We start from the raw sequence: 16,207 nt of genomic DNA on the forward strand, positions 1-16,207 counted from the left end.
AGGAAAACCCGGGAGCCGTTCTGCTTTTATAAGCAATTCCCTATACTACATTATTAAAAACGGTCTACGGACCTCCACTAATTTCCTCCACAATGAAAGCTAAAAATAACCAGCAGGAGTTGTCCTATTACGGACTACTTCTTCACTCTTATCTTCAGGAAAGCCATCCCGACAAAACAGGAGATTCCCAATTTATTAAAACAAGAGCCGATATTGCAGCCGAAGCCTATTCTAATGCAATAAAAGACGGTTACTCACACGACCGAGCCGAAGAAATAGCTTGTAAAGCTTTATATGAAGGGCTACTGTTCTCCAAGTTCGATACAATCCGTTCGATTCTTTTAGAAGAATTCTCCTATATCCCCGAAAGCGAAGTCTTTCAGAAAACGATGTTACTACTTCCTTTCTGTGAAGAAGTCTTTGCTGAATATACCCTGCATGATGAGTTTGCGTATTCTGCCGAATACAATCTACTCTATACGGAATTGGTTGGATTAATTGATATATGGGAGGACGAACATGAGCTATAATAAAAAGGCTCATCTCAGAGCCAATATCGATGCTATCAGGGTCGTTTTTACCCTTGAAAAAGAACAACGTCCGGCTACCGAAATGGAGCAGGACATATTAATGGAATATACCGGATTCGGGGGACTCAAATGTATACTTAATTCTGTCAATAGTCTGGCAGATACAGCATCATGGGCAAAATCTGAATTGGAGTTGTTTCCGATGGTTTCCGAACTACATCGGGTTATCAGGGATAATACCGATTCTGCTATAGAGTATAAGCAATATATCAATAGTATAAAGAACTCGGTACTGACAGCTTTCTATACTCCACCTTTAGTTGTTCAAGCTCTAGCCGATACATTCAGTGATAACGATGTACAGATAAATACCCTGTTGGACCCATCAGCAGGCATGGGCGGATTTTCCTCTGCTTTTTCTTTCCGCTACCTCAAAGCTGATATTGTCAATTTTGAAAAGGATCTGTTGACAGGTAAAATACTTTCCTTTATCAATCCAGATGATAAAGTTATTGTAGATGGCTTTGAAACTATTGAGAGCCGATATAATAATCATTTTGATGTGGTTACTTCCAATATTCCTTTTGGAGAGATGAGTGTATTCGATGCTGAATTTATGAAAACGGATAAACTGCATCGGGACTCCACACGAGCCATTCATAATTATTTCTTTCTGAAAGGAGTTGAAACATTGCGTGAAGGAGGACTAATGGCTTTTATTACCTCTCAGGGGGTATTAAACTCTCCAAACAATCAAGCTGTAAGACAATGGTTGATGAATAATACCAATCTTGTATCTGCTATTCGTTTACCGAATAACCTTTTTACAGAAAATGCAGGAACAGAAGTCGGCAGCGATTTAATCGTTCTGCAAAAGAATACACTAAAGCAAGAACTAACCCGTCAAGAGAAAAAGTTCCTGACAACCTATGAGCTTTCATATGGTATAACAATTAACAACAGCTTTGAAAATCTGCAACGAATAGTCCATACCAAAGGATTTACAGATACCGATCCTTATGGAAAGCCGGCACAGGTCTTCTTACATGAAGGTGGAATGGACGCAATTTCTTCTGATTTAAAGCACATGTTAAATACAGATTTTAAACTGAATCTCGATTTGAACTTATACTATAAATATTCAATACAAAGCCAAAAGACTGTTCATAATACACCTCCGATAAATAGTACCTCACAGCCTACAGAGAAGAAAGAGAAAGCTATTGAGTTGAATGTATCACAACCAACCATGTCTTTATATGATTTGTTTGGGTTTACAGAAGCCGAGCGTACACAGATTAAACCGAACAAAAGAAAACGGACTCCACCGCCCAACCAGAAACCTGTACAGTTAAGTTTGTTTTCCTCCAATGAGAGACAAAAGCCTGAACCCCGACCCGAACGAGTTATCAGGGAAGAGAAACCAAAACCACCTATGGAACTTAGAGCATTCTCTGGCACATTGGAAGAATATCATAAACAAGGCTCATTAGTCAAAGATGACGGGCAGATCGGCTATCTGAAAGAACGTTACAGGACAGATGCCATGTTTCAGCCTTTAGATCTGCCGACAATACAGCAATCAAAGGTTGACAGGTATATTCAATTACGGGATGCATATCATAAATTGTACGATTATGAAGCAAGGAACCTCGTTGAAGAACCTGACTTACGAAAAGAGCTGAACACTTCTTATGATTCTTTTTTCAGGCTCTATGGAAATCTGAACGATAAGAAGAATCTGGATATAATCAAGATGGATGCTTCCGGAACAGCTATTCTTGCATTAGAACGCAGGATAGACGGAAAATTACAAAAAGCAGATATATTTCAAAGGCCTGTAAGTTTTAATCCTGATGAGGTAAAACATGCAGAAACATCTCGTGAGGCTTTGGTGGCATCATTAAACAAATATGGAGAAATCCATATGGATTACATGCTTTCATTACTGGATAATAAAAGAAGGGAAGAGGTATTGACTGATCTGGAAGGACAGATCTATTTCAACCCGATGATACAAAACTATGAGATACGGGATAAATTTATTTCAGGCAATGTAATTGAAAAAGTAGAGCAAGTCAAAGACTATCTCACTAATCATCCGAATGATCCAGCATCACAAACCGCCTTTAAAGTATTGGAAGAATCCATTCCACAACCAATCCGTTATGCTGAACTAGATTTTAACTTCGGAGAACGCTGGATACCGATGCAAACTTATCGGGATTACGCCGGTACACTCTTTGAAACCAATGTGAATATTGAATACTATGTTTCCCGTGATGATTTTACGGTCAATTCAGAACGAAGTAACCTGATCATTAATGAAAAGTTTGCCGTACAAAGTGAGAAACAGCTTTTTACAGGTATTCATCTGATGAAGCACGCATTGCTTAATACAACTCCGAGTATCACCAAGACAATTGAAGTATTGGATGAGAACGGAGAACGTAAAAGTGTAAAAGTAGCCGATCCTGAAGCAATCCAGTTAGCAAATTCTAAGATAGACGAAATACGGAATGGCTTTACAGATTGGCTCAACGACCAGTCTCCCGAATTTCAAAATAAGTTAGCAGATCTATATAATAAAAAATTCAACTGTTATGTCCGTCCTGAATACGATGGTTCACACCAGACATTTCCTGATCTTGACCTGAAAGCATTGGGTATTGTCGATTTATATCCGAGTCAGAAAGACTGTATCTGGATGCAAAAACTGATAGGTGGAGGTATAGCAGATCATGAAGTAGGTGGCGGGAAGACGCTTATTATGTGTATTACAGCCTATGAAATGAAACGATTAGGATTAGCCAACAAGCCGATGATATTAGGTTTAAAAGCCAATGTACACGAAATAGCTCATACCTTTAGAACAGCATACCCGAATGCAAAGATTCTCTATCCGGGTAAGGAAGACTTTACACCAAGTAAACGGGTAAAGATCTTCAATGACATAAAGAACAACAACTGGGATGCTGTTATCATGACGCACGATCAATTCGGAAAGCTACCCCAATCTCCCGAAATGCAGCAACAGATATTTCGGGCAGAACTGGATTCGGTAGAAGAGAATCTTCGTGTTATTGAACAGATTGAAGGAAAATCCGCATCCAAACGCATGTTACGGGGATTGGAAGTAAGAAAACAGAATCTGGAAGTAAAATTGAGTGTACTTGCCGATACCATAAAGAACCGTACAGATGATGTAGTCGATTTTAAAATGATGGGAATCGACCATTTGTTTGTAGACGAATCTCATCAATTTAAGAACCTGACCTTTACCACTCGACATGATCGTGTTGCAGGCTTAGGGAATCCTGAGGGAAGCCAGCGAGCCTTGAATATGCTCTTTGCCATTCGTACGATACAGGAGCGTACTGGTAAAGACTTAGGGGCAACATTTCTTTCAGGGACAACCATATCCAACTCCCTGACAGAATTATATCTGTTATTCAAATACCTTCGTCCGAAAGAATTGGAGAATCAGGGTATCAATTCTTTTGATGCATGGGCAGCAATCTATGCCAAGAAAACAACCGATTATGAATTTTCTGTTACCAACCAGATCGTACAGAAAGAACGTTTCCGTTATTTCATTAAAGTCCCCGAACTGGCAAATTTTTATGCCGAGATAACTGATTTTCGGACAGCAAAAGATATTGGAATAGACAGACCCGAAAAAAATGAGATACTGTACAATATTCCGCCAACGCCTCAGCAGGAAATATTTATTCAAAAGTTGATGGAATTTGCCAAAACCGGAGATGCCACATTACTGGGTCGTGCACCATTGACTGAAAAAGAGGATAAAGCAAAGATGCTGATTGCGACCGATTACGCCCGTAAAATGTCATTGGATATGCGAATGATTAATCAGGCTTATGGAGACCATGTTGATAACAAAGCGTCCCATTGTGCAACTAAGATAGCGGAATATTACAATAAGTATGAATCCAATAAAGGAACACAGTTTGTATTCTCTGATTTAGGAACTTACAAACCCAATGAGTGGAATCCGTATTCAGAGATTAAACGCAAGTTGGTAGAGGATCATGGTATTCCGGCACAAGAGATACGTTTTATTCAGGAAGCCAAAACAGATAATGCCCGTAAAGCAATGATTGAAGGAATGAATGAAGGACGTATCCGAGTATTGTTTGGTTCTACTTCAATGTTGGGAACAGGTGTAAACGCTCAGCAAAGAGCTGTTGCTATTCATCATTTGGACACACCGTGGCGACCTTCTGACCTGCAACAACGGGACGGGCGGGCTATCCGCAAAGGGAATGAGATAGCTAAACTATATGCAGACAATAAAGTGGATGTAGTTATCTATGCGGTCGAGAAAAGCCTTGATTCCTATAAGTTCAATCTGTTGCAGAATAAACAGACATTTATCAATCAGCTAAAGAATAATAGTCTGGGTAGTCGTACTATTGATGAGGGCAGTATGGATGAAAGTGCAGGTATGAATTTTTCGGAGTATGTGGCTATTCTTTCAGGCAATACTGATTTATTGGAAAAAGCCAAATTAGAGAAAAAGATCAATGCTTTGGAAAGTGAGAAGAAAGCATTTGTCAAGAGTAAATCTTCAGCGACTTTCAAATATGAAGACAGTACCCGAACCATTGAAGGGAATACACAGATGATAAATCGCATGACAAAAGATTGGGATGCGTTCAGGAATCGTGCTCAGACAGATAAGGAGGGGAACAAACTAAATCCTGTAAAATTGGAAGGAATAAATTCTTCCGATCCTAAGATCATCGGAGAAAAGTTAAATCACTTATCGGATAATGCCCGCACCAATAACGAGTATTTTACTATTGGAACACTCTATGACTTCAAGCTTCTTGTAAAGACTGAGGATAGTCAAAAGGAAGGTTCGATCTTTAAAGATAACCGATTCTTTATAGAAGGGGAGGGTGGAATAAAGTACAACTACAATAATGGACATATTGCTACTGACGCTAAACTAGCCGCTATGAATTTTCTGAATGCTTTGGAGCGTATTCCTAAATTGATCGAGAAATACCAGACTGATAATGAAAAATTATCTAAGGATCTGCCTATTCTCAAAGAGGTCATTGATTCTACTTTCAGAAAAGAACCTCAGTTAAAAGAATTGAAAACGGAATTGGTTGCTTTGGATCGGCAGATACAGCTTACTCTGACAACGAAAGACGAGCTAAAAGAAGTTCAAAAGGTTGTTCTTGTACAGTCTGTTGATTCTGTAAATAATGTTCGCTCAGGGCAACCAATGAGTATTAAGGAGATTATTGATGCAAACAGGGATCGGATATTATTAGGTAGACCTGATAATGGAAACATAGGTATTTCAGAGAATAAAAAACATAAGGATGAGAATCCTGAATATAAAGGAATGAGATTGTAATAAAAAAAGAGCTTCTGCGTTTCACAACGAAGAAACTCTAAAAAGGCTAATAGAAAAGAATTTTAATAATCTGTTATTGGATATTGTCTTTGTTTTTGAAACTATTTTTTTTCTGCCATTTGTCTTTATCTGTAAGTTTATCTTTTCCTCCGAAATATTGATCGACAAATACTTTTACATCTGATTCCCTATAATAGTTCCGCTTGCAGATCGTTTTAAAAGGTAGCAATCCCAGATTACGATAACGTTGTAAAGTACGAGGGGTAATTTTAAGAAAAAGGCATAAATCCTGATTATCGAGTAAACGCTCTCCCAATACACCATTGTTTTCTGAAACCAGTAGCTTATCGACCTTCTCATCTATACGTTTGAGAAGTCTGGCTATCCCCTTTATATTGGATTCAAATATCTCGTCGTCAATTATCATAACTTTATTTTTTAGGCTTATTTCTTTTCCTGCGTTCAATATACTGTTGATGGTTATTGATCAAATCAGATAGTGCTTCTTCTCCGGTTTTAACCAAGTGTTCCTGTAGAATACGCTTTATTTCTCCTATGGTATAATAGGTTTTCCCCGACAGAATAGAATATGAAATAAGTTGATTGGAGCGAAGGCGTTGCAGAGTGCGTTCGCTTATCCGAAGAAAGGTACATACCTCATAACTATCGACCCATACTTCGTCCAATTCTTTAGATGTACTGGACGTGTCATTGTTTCGTATGTAGTCGGTAATCGAATCAATCTTTCTGATTAATTCTTTAAATGCTTCTGAATCTATTGTTATAACTTCCATATCATATTTGTTTGAAACAAAGGTCTGATATTTAGAAGATTTGAAAGCCCAAGTTGGGATGACTATTTTTAGATAAATATCTAATTGACTAATAGATAAGGTTCTTCTATCTAATTATTTTGATTTAGTCGAAAGGGAATCTGTGGTTTAAGGTTTCAGTGACGTCTTTTATGCTGTTGATGGCTATTTTTAGGACTGTTTCATGTAGAAGAATATGAAAAAATAAATACCCAAGCTTGGGATAAACTTGGGTAATGTATATTTTATTTTTTACATCATTTAAGGCTATATATTTCTATGGTATTCAACTTGTAATACATTATTACAGTATGAATGGGTGTTTTGTAACTTCCAAGTCGATTCTTTAGCTGTATTGGGAAATAATGAAATTCCTGAACCAAGTATTATTGGTATGATTGTAACTGTCATTTCATCTATTGAATCATTATCAAGAAACATCGAAATAATTTCACCTCCACCCACAAGCCAGATATCTTTGCCTTCTTGTTTTTTTATCTCTGATAGAGTTTCTATAATATTATCAGAAATAAAATGAATATTCTCTTTCGGATTGTTCATCTTATTTCTTGTAATTATATATGATATCTTATCCTTGTATGGATAGATTACATCCATATTAAGGATATCCCGATAAGTTCTACCTCCCATGAGTACACTATCAACAGATTCAAAGAATTCATTATAGCCATAGTCCAATTCAGGTGTAATTGGATATGCTGATAGCCAGTCTAAACCTCCGTCTATATTAGCAATATATCCATCGATAGATGCTGCAATATATAATCTGATTTTTCGCATAGATATAATATTTAGATGTGCAATATACAAAAAAGAAGTGTGGAGCATGCACTGCTCCATCACGAGGTACTGGTATACCCGAAGAACGAAACAGGCATGTCCACACCATACTTTCGTATAGCATGAACATTGCACATTTCGTCTCGTTCTTCTAAAATTACCAGTTTTCGTGATGAGACGTTTACGTGAACGTTATGTCATATATATATCAAGAAGTATTATGAATACTCCTGTTTTTCTTTTTATTCATACAAATATAAGTTATTATTTCGATTCATTTATTGTCCAAACCATCCATTTTTTCTTCAAGAAGCTTGATCAATTTATCTAAAAACAAAGTGCGACTGCCTTTGCGTTCCCGCATTTCAAGAAATGTATGATAGAAATCTCCCAAATTGATATTGAAGACTGTCTCAATATATTCAGCAAGCTCTTTGATGTTAGTATTGCCATTATTGAAACAACCTGCGTTATCCCATGCGTAAATCAGTTCAACAAGTTCTGCTTTTTTTGCAGTCCATGTAAGTCTTGTTTTAGGTAAATTAAAACCGTCTTGAAAATTGCGCTCTAAATTATCAATGTTTAAAAGCTTATTGTTTATATAAACTGTCAACCTCTCATTTGCAATCATCTTCGCAACTTTAAAATCGAAGCTTGTTGAAAATTTAGTATCTCTTTCAAAGTAGAAACAATCGAGAATCAATTGAATATCAGGCTTACCTCTTAGAAAATAATACTTATCAAGGTGAGTACTTCCTGAACGATAATATTGGTAGAAGTCTGCGTTATTGTCAAAGAAATACTTTATTCGTCCTAAAATTCCTTCTAAATAATTCTTTCTATCAATATAACTACCAGTTGGCATTCGCATTTCCAAATTATATATCTTTCGATGATAAATTAGAATACTGAATAATTGAGGTTTCGTTTCTTTAAAGAACGTAATTTCGTCGAGTTGATTTTGAAAGGTATAATTTGAAACGAATTCTTTTAATTCATCGAAAGCTGTTTCTAATAAAGAAATAATACTAACTGATTTTTGAAAAATATTACTCTCTTCTAATTCTATAAATTGAATCTTTTTATTAATATTTTCCTTTATTTGACGAATAAACTGTTCCATAGTACTGTATTAGATTTGCGTAATGATTCTTTTTCAGAGCTTAAAAACTAGAAACACTTATTTGCATGCTAACCTTTAAAGAATAGATTTCAACAAAAAATCTGCATAAAAGTCTGGAGTAGAACTATTCTTTATGCCATTTATCGTTTTGCGTATATCATAATCAATTTTCCGAAGAATGAGCTTAACCTTTTCGTCAAATGTGCACCCGCTTTCATTTATTGTCAATTGTAAATAAACCGCTTTTCCTCCATTGAGTTCTTTGCTGCGACCAACTGAACCTGCGTTAATGAATAATTTAGGTAAATCATTGCTATAAACTTCCTTTATAAAAGACAAATGAGTATGACCACATACGATAATATCAGCTTGATTCGATTCAAACATTCCAATTATAGATTCTGTATCATGATTTTCGTAGATATATTCTTCATTACTTTTAGGACTGCCATGAACAAGTAAAAATGAAATCCCAGCGTAACTGAATTTAATATTAGGTTTTAACTCTGATAAGTATTTGAGATTGGTTTCTGATATTATTTCTTTTGTTTGGCGTATGGTTTCTGCACGAGCGAGTTGTTCTTCTAATGTATGTCTTTTGAGAGGATGCACTTCATAATCGAAAGCTATTCTTTCATCATGGTTTCCCATAATTGTGGGGATATTATATTCCCGAATCAGGTTGATAACTTCGTTTGTCCATGGAGCACCATCAGTTAAATCCCCCAGACAGTATATTTGATCGGCCTTAAAATCAAAGTGAATATCATCTAACACTTTTTCTAATGCCGACAAATTGGCATGTATATCACTTATTATTGCTATTTTCATTATTCTCCTAAATCCTTTAACATCCATATTTTACAGTAATTATGTCCACTTTTTCCCATAGGAGTATCTAGATATTTAAATCCTAATCTTTCGTATAAACCGACAGCCATGCTTAGTTCTTCCATACTTTCGAGATAGATATACTTATATCCCACTTGTTTTGCAAAATCAAGACATATATTTATCAATTGCTTACCATAGCCTTTACCTCTGGTCTCAGGGATAGTATATAGCTTCACTAGTTCGGCTGTATGTTCGGGTAAACCTTGAGTCGGATAAATACCTGCACCACCTAGTATCTTATTATTTTCTTCGATGACAAAGTATGCACTTTTATCATTGTTTACAATGTCACTCAAAGACCATATACTCTGGTCATAATATACAGTTCCAGGCTGGTTGGCTCCAAATTCTTCTAGAGTGGATTGTATTATACGAGCCATAGCTTCATTATCTTTCTCTTCTATTAATCGTATATTCATATTTCAAGTAATTATCTGTATCTACAACAATGAGGTAAAGCATTGTATGTCTTAGTATCCGCAATATGCCTCTCTGTATCATATCCCCATCTGGCTAAAGCAGTACTTATCGAGTCTATATTGGTCTTTGTCGGATCAAAATCCACTAACAGCTTTTGATCATTTTGTATCCAATAAGCAAAAGAGACCCCTTTTACATTAAATCGTGCTACTTTTTCTATTTCTTCCTGACACATTTCACATTCTCCTCTTACTCCCAATACATAATGTTTACCTTCTTTTCTGGGTAGGGTTCCTGCCTCACTCGTTGGTGTTACAATATTACTGACTTTACAGGAACTAAGAATTATGGTTATTAAAAAAATGATCACTACTCTTTTCATAATCTCTATTATTTAATATTAATAATCAAAGAGTATTGGTATTGGCTAACCAACACTCTTCTTCGTGAAGAAACCTATTTTTTAGGTATGAACATGTTTTCTTTGGTCTCTTCACTTACTTTTAATAATATCTCATCATTAGGCTCCAGATTGCCAAATACCTCTATTGTCATTCCGTTTGTCCGTCCTTTTCTTACAGGTACTTTTTGAGTTTTGCCTTCTACAATTTTCATTACATATACCCCCATATTTCCATCGACCAAAGCTGATTTTGGAATAAAGAATGTAGGTTCTTTAGATTGAAGAGTAATGTTTGCATCAACAATCATACGAGGTAAGAGTACATTATCCTGATTTAGTACATCAATCTCGATACGCTCAGCCCTTAATTTAGAATCCAAAGCACCTGCTTTTCTGACAACAAGTCCCGTAAATACTTTCTGCGGAATTGATTTGGCTGAAAATTTTACTGTGTCACTTAATTGAACATAAGGAGTATGAGCTTCAGGAATTGCTAATACAAGCCTTAATGCTGCATCTTTTTGAACGACCAACAATGGTCTGTCTGAACCTTTTCCCGCAGGACCTACATAAGCACCTATATCTGTATTACGTTCTGTTACAATCCCCGAAAAAGGCGCACGTATAACCAGATAATTCTCCATTGCCTTAATCTCTTGATAAACTGATTTCGATGCTGTGTATTGAGCCTCATCTGCATCTTTCTTGGCTGTTATCTGATCAATGGCATCCTGTGACACAGCACCTTCTGTTTGAGCAGCTTTGATAGTTCTGTCATAAGTTGCTTTCGTGGCTATATAAATAGCCTCCTGTGCTTTCATCTTCGACAGTGCAGATGCTAGTTGAGAATTAATTTCAGGGGCTTCCATCGTTATTAACACCTGACCTTGCGAAACCTTAGAGCCCACATCGACCTTTAGTGTTTGTACATAGCTAGCAACTTTTGCATAAATCTGTACTTCTTGATCTGCAATTAATTCTCCGGGAAGGCGAACCGGTACAGTTGGATTTGATTTTTTGAGTTTGACAGTCTCGAAGCTCATGGGCATATTCATTCCTGCTTGCGGTTCTTCTGCTTTTTTTTCTTTAGTCGAGCATGCACCGAATAGTAAGATGAATGTTGTAGCTAAAACAATATTATATATCTTTTTCATTCTGCTTATTTCTTATTTAATTTTATTATCAAAGTATTTACTTTCTGCATCTTCCGGGTCTAAGGATACCGATTGTATTGATGCTTTATTTTGCATGTAAGCATATATCTGAGGAAGTATAACCAATACGGCAAAAGTAGAAGCTATAATACCACCGATCACAGCTCGTCCAAGAGGTGAGGTCTGATCACCACCTTCTCCAAAGCCAATAGCCATCGGAAGCATACCTACCGTCATTGCTAAACTTGTCATGATAATAGGACGTATACGCAAAGCGGCAGCTTCCTTAGCTGCACCTAGAGCATCTCCTGTTTTCTTGCGAATATCTTCTGCGTTTGATATAAGTAGTAAAGCATTCGCAATAGATACCCCGATTGACATAATAAGTCCCATGTAAGATTGTAGGTTAAGAGTTGAGCCTGTTAACATAAGCATACTCAATGCACCTAGAATTACGGCAGGAACACTAGTCAATATGACCGCCGATACTTTGAAAGATTGAAAATTTGCTGCCAGCATCAGAAATATCACAACAATGGATATGAGTAATCCTCCGTTCAAGCTATTCATTGTATCAGTCAATACTGGAGTCATCCCTGCCACTTCCACATTCAATCCTTTAGGCATTTCTCCCAATGAGTCAATAGCAGCTTGTATATCTTTAGCTGCACGTCCTAAATCTTTTTGATGAACGTTCGCGACAACAGAAGTATATCCCATAGAGCCTTTGTTATAACTTTCTCCATATCCTTTACCTTGAGTAATGGTGGCGACATCCCCGAGTATAGGGCGGACATTTCCTTTAGATACGGAGATGTTGGATAAATCATCAATACTCGACATCTCATTAATAGGCACTTGTACCTGAATGTCATAAGCCATATTCATCATACCGCCTATCCAGAAATTCTTATTGGTATAACGGGACGACGATGTAGATGCAACCATTGAACGGGTAATGTCTGACATATCAACTCCTAGTTGAGCTGCACGAACACGATCCACATCAATATTCAGAGTCGGGTAGTTTAAAGATTGAGGTATCTGCTGATCTCTTAAATAATCAATTCCATTGAGTTTAGCCAACAGCTTATTGGCATACATCTCGTTGCGTTTCTTCATCATTCCTGAAAAACGTACCTCAATAGGATTGGTTGTTCCCTGACTCAAAACCTTTTCTGTTAAATCCATAGGTTCGAAAGATATTTGTAGCTCCGGCATTTTTTCTTTTAAATGCTTACGTATATCTTCTTTCAGGTTATCCAGATTTAAATGATTATCATTCATTGCCACCTGAAGTGTCGCTTCATGAGGGCCTGCATTGTATAGATAGATAGGACTCACCGCAAATGTGGATGGGTGTTGTCCGACAAAAGCTGAAGTGATCTTTATATGATCCTTGCCAATCATTTGTTCGAGTTCATCTAATACCTTATGGATCTTTTGTTCTGTTACATCCAGCCTTGTTCCTTCGGGAGCTTTGATTCTCATTTGAAATTGGCTGGAGTTAACAGAAGGAAGTACATCTCTACCGATTATATTAAATAACAGAACCACAATACCTATGCTTACAAGCAAATAACTGAATGTAATTATCTTTCGCTTATTAAGCAAACCACTGATAAAATTCTCAAACTTGTTTCTAAACCGATCAAAAGCACCCTCTTTATGTTCTTCTTTAATTTCTTTCTCTTTTATCAGCCAGTTGGATAGGATAGGCACAAATGTCTGAGAAAGAAGGAAAGAGGTTATCATCGCAAAACTGATAGCTAAAGCCAAAGGTTTAAACAATGCTCCGGGTATTCCTGACATAGTGAGTGCTGGAACAAAAGCAGCCAACACGCTCAACATGATAAGTAATTTCGGAAAAGCAATTTCTTTACACGCATCCCATACGGCGGTTGCTCTTTTCTTACCCATCTCTAAATGCCTGTGTATATTCTCTATCGTGACAGTACTTTCATCTACCAATATCCCGACAGCCAGAGCAAGACCGGACAAAGTCATGATATTGATTGTTTGCCCGAATAGTTGTAGAAATAAAACTGATGATATCAACGAAATAGGTATTGTAAGAATTACTATAAATGCAGAACGTCTGTCCCGAAGAAATAGCAAAACCATAAGTCCCGTAAGTAAAGCTCCGATTACTCCTTCGGTAATCAAACTTTTTACGGCATTAATCACATACGTTGATTGATCGAACTCGTAAGAAATGGTTACATCATCAGGTAAGTTCTTTTGAATAGTCGGAATCTGAGCTTTCAGATTCTTCACTACATCCCACGTAGAGGCTTTTCCTGATTTAGCTATGTTGATATAAACTGAACGTTTTCCGTTTACCAAAGCATATCCTGTTGCTATATCGGCTCCGTCTTTTACCGTTGCCACGTCACGCAGATAAACAGTTTGTACATCTCCCTTAAACAGAGGTATATCTTCAAAATCCTTTACTCCTTTTATGGTATTATTCGTAGGAGTCAGGTAATTGATGTCTCCAATCTGAACATTACCCCCAGGTGCAGTAATATTATTCTTGGTGATTGCTTCCACAATTTGATCCGGCGACATATTGTGTACCCGTAAAGCCGAAGGGTCGATGTTGATTTCAATTGTCCGAGGACTACCACCAAAGGGTGGAGCACTTGTAAGACCGGGAATTGCAATAAGAAAAGGTCTTGCCGTAAAGTTGGCAATATCCTGCAATTCGTTATTAGTCTTTGTCGAACTCTTAAATACAAGTTGTCCTACGGGTTGAGACGAAGCATCGAAACGGATAATGAAAGGAGCCGGAGCCCCCGGTGGTAAGAATACCTGCGATCTGTTGGATAAAGCACTGATTTCGGCAATTGCCTGCCCCATGTCCGTATTCTCGTAGAAAGTCACCTTCATTAAGGTAAGACCTTGTGTATTCTTTGTTTCAATATTTTTGATACCATTGGTAAACAGCATCATATTGATGTACATTTTAGTGAAATATCCTTCCATCTGGCTAGGAGTATAGCCTCCGAATGAGTGTGCAATGTAAACCACCGGCAAATTCATTTCGGGAAGAATATCCACCCGCACATCACGGGTTGCTTTTATTCCGAAAAATAACAACCCCATTACCAGCACCAATACCGCTATTGGTTTGCGTAATGCAGCTCTGATTAAATTCATATTTTATTGATCTATTTCGTTAGTGAATAAATTGATGTCTCCCACAGAAGAAGCTTTCAATAATAAAGCTTGCCAAACGTTGATAATTGCAATCTCGTTATCCGTTTCAGCTCTGTTCAGACTGTAAAAAGATTGAGTAAGATCTGCAATTGTTGTTAATCCGTTTTTATACAAAGCCAAATGTTGCTGATATGCTTCAGAGGCAGCTTTTACCTGTATGGGTGATTCTTTTTTATAGTCTAAAGCATTGAGTATTCTACCGTCTGCCATAAGTGATTGGGCTTTTAATTCACTTTCCAGTAATTTGTATTCATCTACTAATGCTGATGAAGTGAATCTCTGGCTCTTTATTTTTGAGTGATTTCGAAATAGTGAGGTGAAATTCCACGTTACACCTACACCAATGAGATAGTTGGTCCTATCTATTCCTACTCCGTCTGTGTATTTTCGGGAGAAGGCTGAATTATCCTGAACATAATTATATTCGAAACCTGATCCTCTCCCTTGCAATACTCCGAATAAAGAGAATCTCGGCATATTTTGAGATTTCAATAACTTTATTTGCCCGTTACTCTGATCTATAATTGCCTGCTTATATAGTAATGAAGGATGATTTTGAGAGCCTTCAGATGCTGATGAAAGTAATGCTGGTGATGATTTTGAGAAAGTATCTTCCAATTGAAATTGGGTATATTCAATACCTAAAAGAACGGCTAATACTTTCGATAACTCAAGTTCTTTATCCAACACTTTTATCAGACTTATTTTTGCATTCGATACTTCTGCCTGAGCCAAAGATGCGTCTACCTTTGGCTTCAATTCACTATCAGCTAAACTTTGTACTGTTGAGAGAAATACCTCAGCTCGTTCTATATTCTGTTGTTGAACGAATACCATTCGTTGGATAGCCAATAAATTGAGATAGGCTGACACTGTCCGTATCTGATGTTGGAATACTTCTTGTTGCAAATCGGCCCTGCTTTTTTCTTTTGCTAGACGAAACAGATTTATAGTGTTACTTATCTGACCGAAAGTAAAGAAATCCCAATTGATATTGGCCAGATACAGAGAGCCGAAAGCGGCATTCCAATTTTGCTCAGCTAGAGGCATACTGGTGGATGCGACTCCAAGTCCGCCAAAACCATACATAGGACCATTCTGAGCATTGATAGTACCATAGCTCTGTTGTGCTGAAAATTTAAGATCGGGTAAATATTCTCGTTTACTTACTTGTTCTGCGGCTTCTGATGCTTGTAGATAATTCTTTTTTGCTTTGATGTTTTCGTAATTATCTGTGGCAATATGTAAGGCATCCTGCATACTCAACGAAGTTTGAGCAGGTACAATTCTACATACCGAGAGCAGCATCAGTAGAACAATTATTTTTTTGTTCATATTCTGCTTTTTATGAAAATGTATATATTGAATGAGTAGTCTTTTAGGCAAAAGACTAAAGAAAGATAAAGTGTATCATGTCCTTAGAAAAAAGACATAATAAGCCTTCCTATTGTTG

At 37.0% G+C, this 16,207-nt stretch carries 12 protein-coding genes; 2 read left to right on the forward strand and 10 right to left on the reverse strand.

Going from position 1 to position 16,207, the window contains the following annotated elements:
* The first annotated feature begins 92 nt into the window (after positions 1 to 92).
* Positions 93 to 530: a DUF1896 family protein gene (locus tag E4T88_RS13275; protein WP_135106202.1), complete on the forward strand. Its 438-nt coding sequence runs from the start codon at positions 93 to 95 to the stop codon at positions 528 to 530.
* Complete coding sequence (locus E4T88_RS13280; protein WP_135106204.1) at positions 520 to 5,925, forward strand: helicase-like domain-containing protein; 5,406 nt, start codon at positions 520 to 522, stop codon at positions 5,923 to 5,925. Before E4T88_RS13275 ends, E4T88_RS13280 begins: the two co-directional genes overlap by 11 nt.
* Positions 5,926 to 5,998: 73 nt before the next feature.
* On the opposite strand, the gene E4T88_RS13285 is transcribed toward E4T88_RS13280, so the two are convergent.
* The 10 genes from E4T88_RS13285 to E4T88_RS13330 all read right to left on the reverse strand — a co-directional run bounded on the left by E4T88_RS13285 (position 5,999) and on the right by E4T88_RS13330 (position 16,089).
* A complete protein-coding gene (locus tag E4T88_RS13285; protein WP_135106206.1) occupies positions 5,999 to 6,352 on the reverse strand; it encodes a helix-turn-helix domain-containing protein in 354 nt (117 codons plus the stop codon).
* 4 nt (positions 6,353 to 6,356) lie between these two features.
* Positions 6,357 to 6,719: a helix-turn-helix domain-containing protein gene (locus tag E4T88_RS13290; RefSeq protein WP_135106208.1), complete on the reverse strand. Its 363-nt coding sequence runs from the start codon at positions 6,717 to 6,719 to the stop codon at positions 6,357 to 6,359.
* A 285-nt stretch (positions 6,720 to 7,004) separates the two neighbouring features.
* Positions 7,005 to 7,538, reverse strand: coding sequence for a dihydrofolate reductase family protein (locus E4T88_RS13295; RefSeq protein WP_135106210.1), 534 nt, complete (start codon positions 7,536 to 7,538; stop codon positions 7,005 to 7,007).
* A 274-nt stretch (positions 7,539 to 7,812) separates the two neighbouring features.
* On the reverse strand, positions 7,813 to 8,661 hold the full coding sequence (locus E4T88_RS13300; RefSeq protein ID WP_135106212.1) for an RteC domain-containing protein: 849 nt from the start codon (positions 8,659 to 8,661) through the stop codon (positions 7,813 to 7,815).
* Between the two features lie 75 nt (positions 8,662 to 8,736).
* Complete coding sequence (locus E4T88_RS13305; RefSeq protein WP_135106214.1) at positions 8,737 to 9,519, reverse strand: metallophosphoesterase family protein; 783 nt, start codon at positions 9,517 to 9,519, stop codon at positions 8,737 to 8,739.
* Positions 9,492 to 9,974: a GNAT family N-acetyltransferase gene (locus tag E4T88_RS13310; protein ID WP_135106216.1), complete on the reverse strand. Its 483-nt coding sequence runs from the start codon at positions 9,972 to 9,974 to the stop codon at positions 9,492 to 9,494. Before E4T88_RS13310 ends, E4T88_RS13305 begins: the two co-directional genes overlap by 28 nt.
* Positions 9,975 to 9,985: 11 nt before the next feature.
* Positions 9,986 to 10,357 (reverse strand): heavy-metal-associated domain-containing protein, encoded by a 372-nt coding sequence (locus E4T88_RS13315; RefSeq protein WP_135106218.1) that lies wholly within the window; start codon positions 10,355 to 10,357, stop codon positions 9,986 to 9,988.
* A 74-nt stretch (positions 10,358 to 10,431) separates the two neighbouring features.
* The gene (locus tag E4T88_RS13320) at positions 10,432 to 11,532 is read right to left on the reverse strand and encodes an efflux RND transporter periplasmic adaptor subunit (RefSeq protein ID WP_135106219.1); all 1,101 of its coding nucleotides are present in this window, start codon (positions 11,530 to 11,532) and stop codon (positions 10,432 to 10,434) included.
* Between the two features lie 12 nt (positions 11,533 to 11,544).
* Positions 11,545 to 14,694, reverse strand: a complete 3,150-nt coding sequence (locus E4T88_RS13325) for an efflux RND transporter permease subunit (RefSeq protein ID WP_135106221.1) — start codon at positions 14,692 to 14,694, stop codon at positions 11,545 to 11,547.
* Positions 14,695 to 14,697: 3 nt separating this feature from the next.
* Positions 14,698 to 16,089 carry a TolC family protein gene (locus tag E4T88_RS13330; RefSeq protein ID WP_135106223.1) on the reverse strand — a complete coding sequence of 464 codons (1,392 nt, stop codon included), beginning with the start codon at positions 16,087 to 16,089 and terminating at the stop codon, positions 14,698 to 14,700.
* Between the last annotated feature and the right edge of the window lie 118 nt (positions 16,090 to 16,207).

Origin of the sequence: Dysgonomonas mossii (assembly GCF_004569505.1) — a bacterium.
Taxonomy (GTDB): domain Bacteria; phylum Bacteroidota; class Bacteroidia; order Bacteroidales; family Dysgonomonadaceae; genus Dysgonomonas.

Coding starts and splice junctions, on each gene's coding strand:
- E4T88_RS13300 (WP_135106212.1), bottom strand. CDS start 8,661: ATGGAACAGTTTATTCGTCAAATAAAGGAAAATATTAATAAAAAGATT.
- E4T88_RS13280 (WP_135106204.1), top strand. CDS start 520: ATGAGCTATAATAAAAAGGCTCATCTCAGAGCCAATATCGATGCTATC.
- E4T88_RS13320 (WP_135106219.1), bottom strand. CDS start 11,532: ATGAAAAAGATATATAATATTGTTTTAGCTACAACATTCATCTTACTA.
- E4T88_RS13305 (WP_135106214.1), bottom strand. CDS start 9,519: ATGGATGTTAAAGGATTTAGGAGAATAATGAAAATAGCAATAATAAGT.
- E4T88_RS13290 (WP_135106208.1), bottom strand. CDS start 6,719: ATGGAAGTTATAACAATAGATTCAGAAGCATTTAAAGAATTAATCAGA.
- E4T88_RS13330 (WP_135106223.1), bottom strand. CDS start 16,089: ATGAACAAAAAAATAATTGTTCTACTGATGCTGCTCTCGGTATGTAGA.
- E4T88_RS13275 (WP_135106202.1), top strand. CDS start 93: ATGAAAGCTAAAAATAACCAGCAGGAGTTGTCCTATTACGGACTACTT.
- E4T88_RS13325 (WP_135106221.1), bottom strand. CDS start 14,694: ATGAATTTAATCAGAGCTGCATTACGCAAACCAATAGCGGTATTGGTG.
- E4T88_RS13310 (WP_135106216.1), bottom strand. CDS start 9,974: ATGAATATACGATTAATAGAAGAGAAAGATAATGAAGCTATGGCTCGT.
- E4T88_RS13315 (WP_135106218.1), bottom strand. CDS start 10,357: ATGAAAAGAGTAGTGATCATTTTTTTAATAACCATAATTCTTAGTTCC.
- E4T88_RS13295 (WP_135106210.1), bottom strand. CDS start 7,538: ATGCGAAAAATCAGATTATATATTGCAGCATCTATCGATGGATATATT.
- E4T88_RS13285 (WP_135106206.1), bottom strand. CDS start 6,352: ATGATAATTGACGACGAGATATTTGAATCCAATATAAAGGGGATAGCC.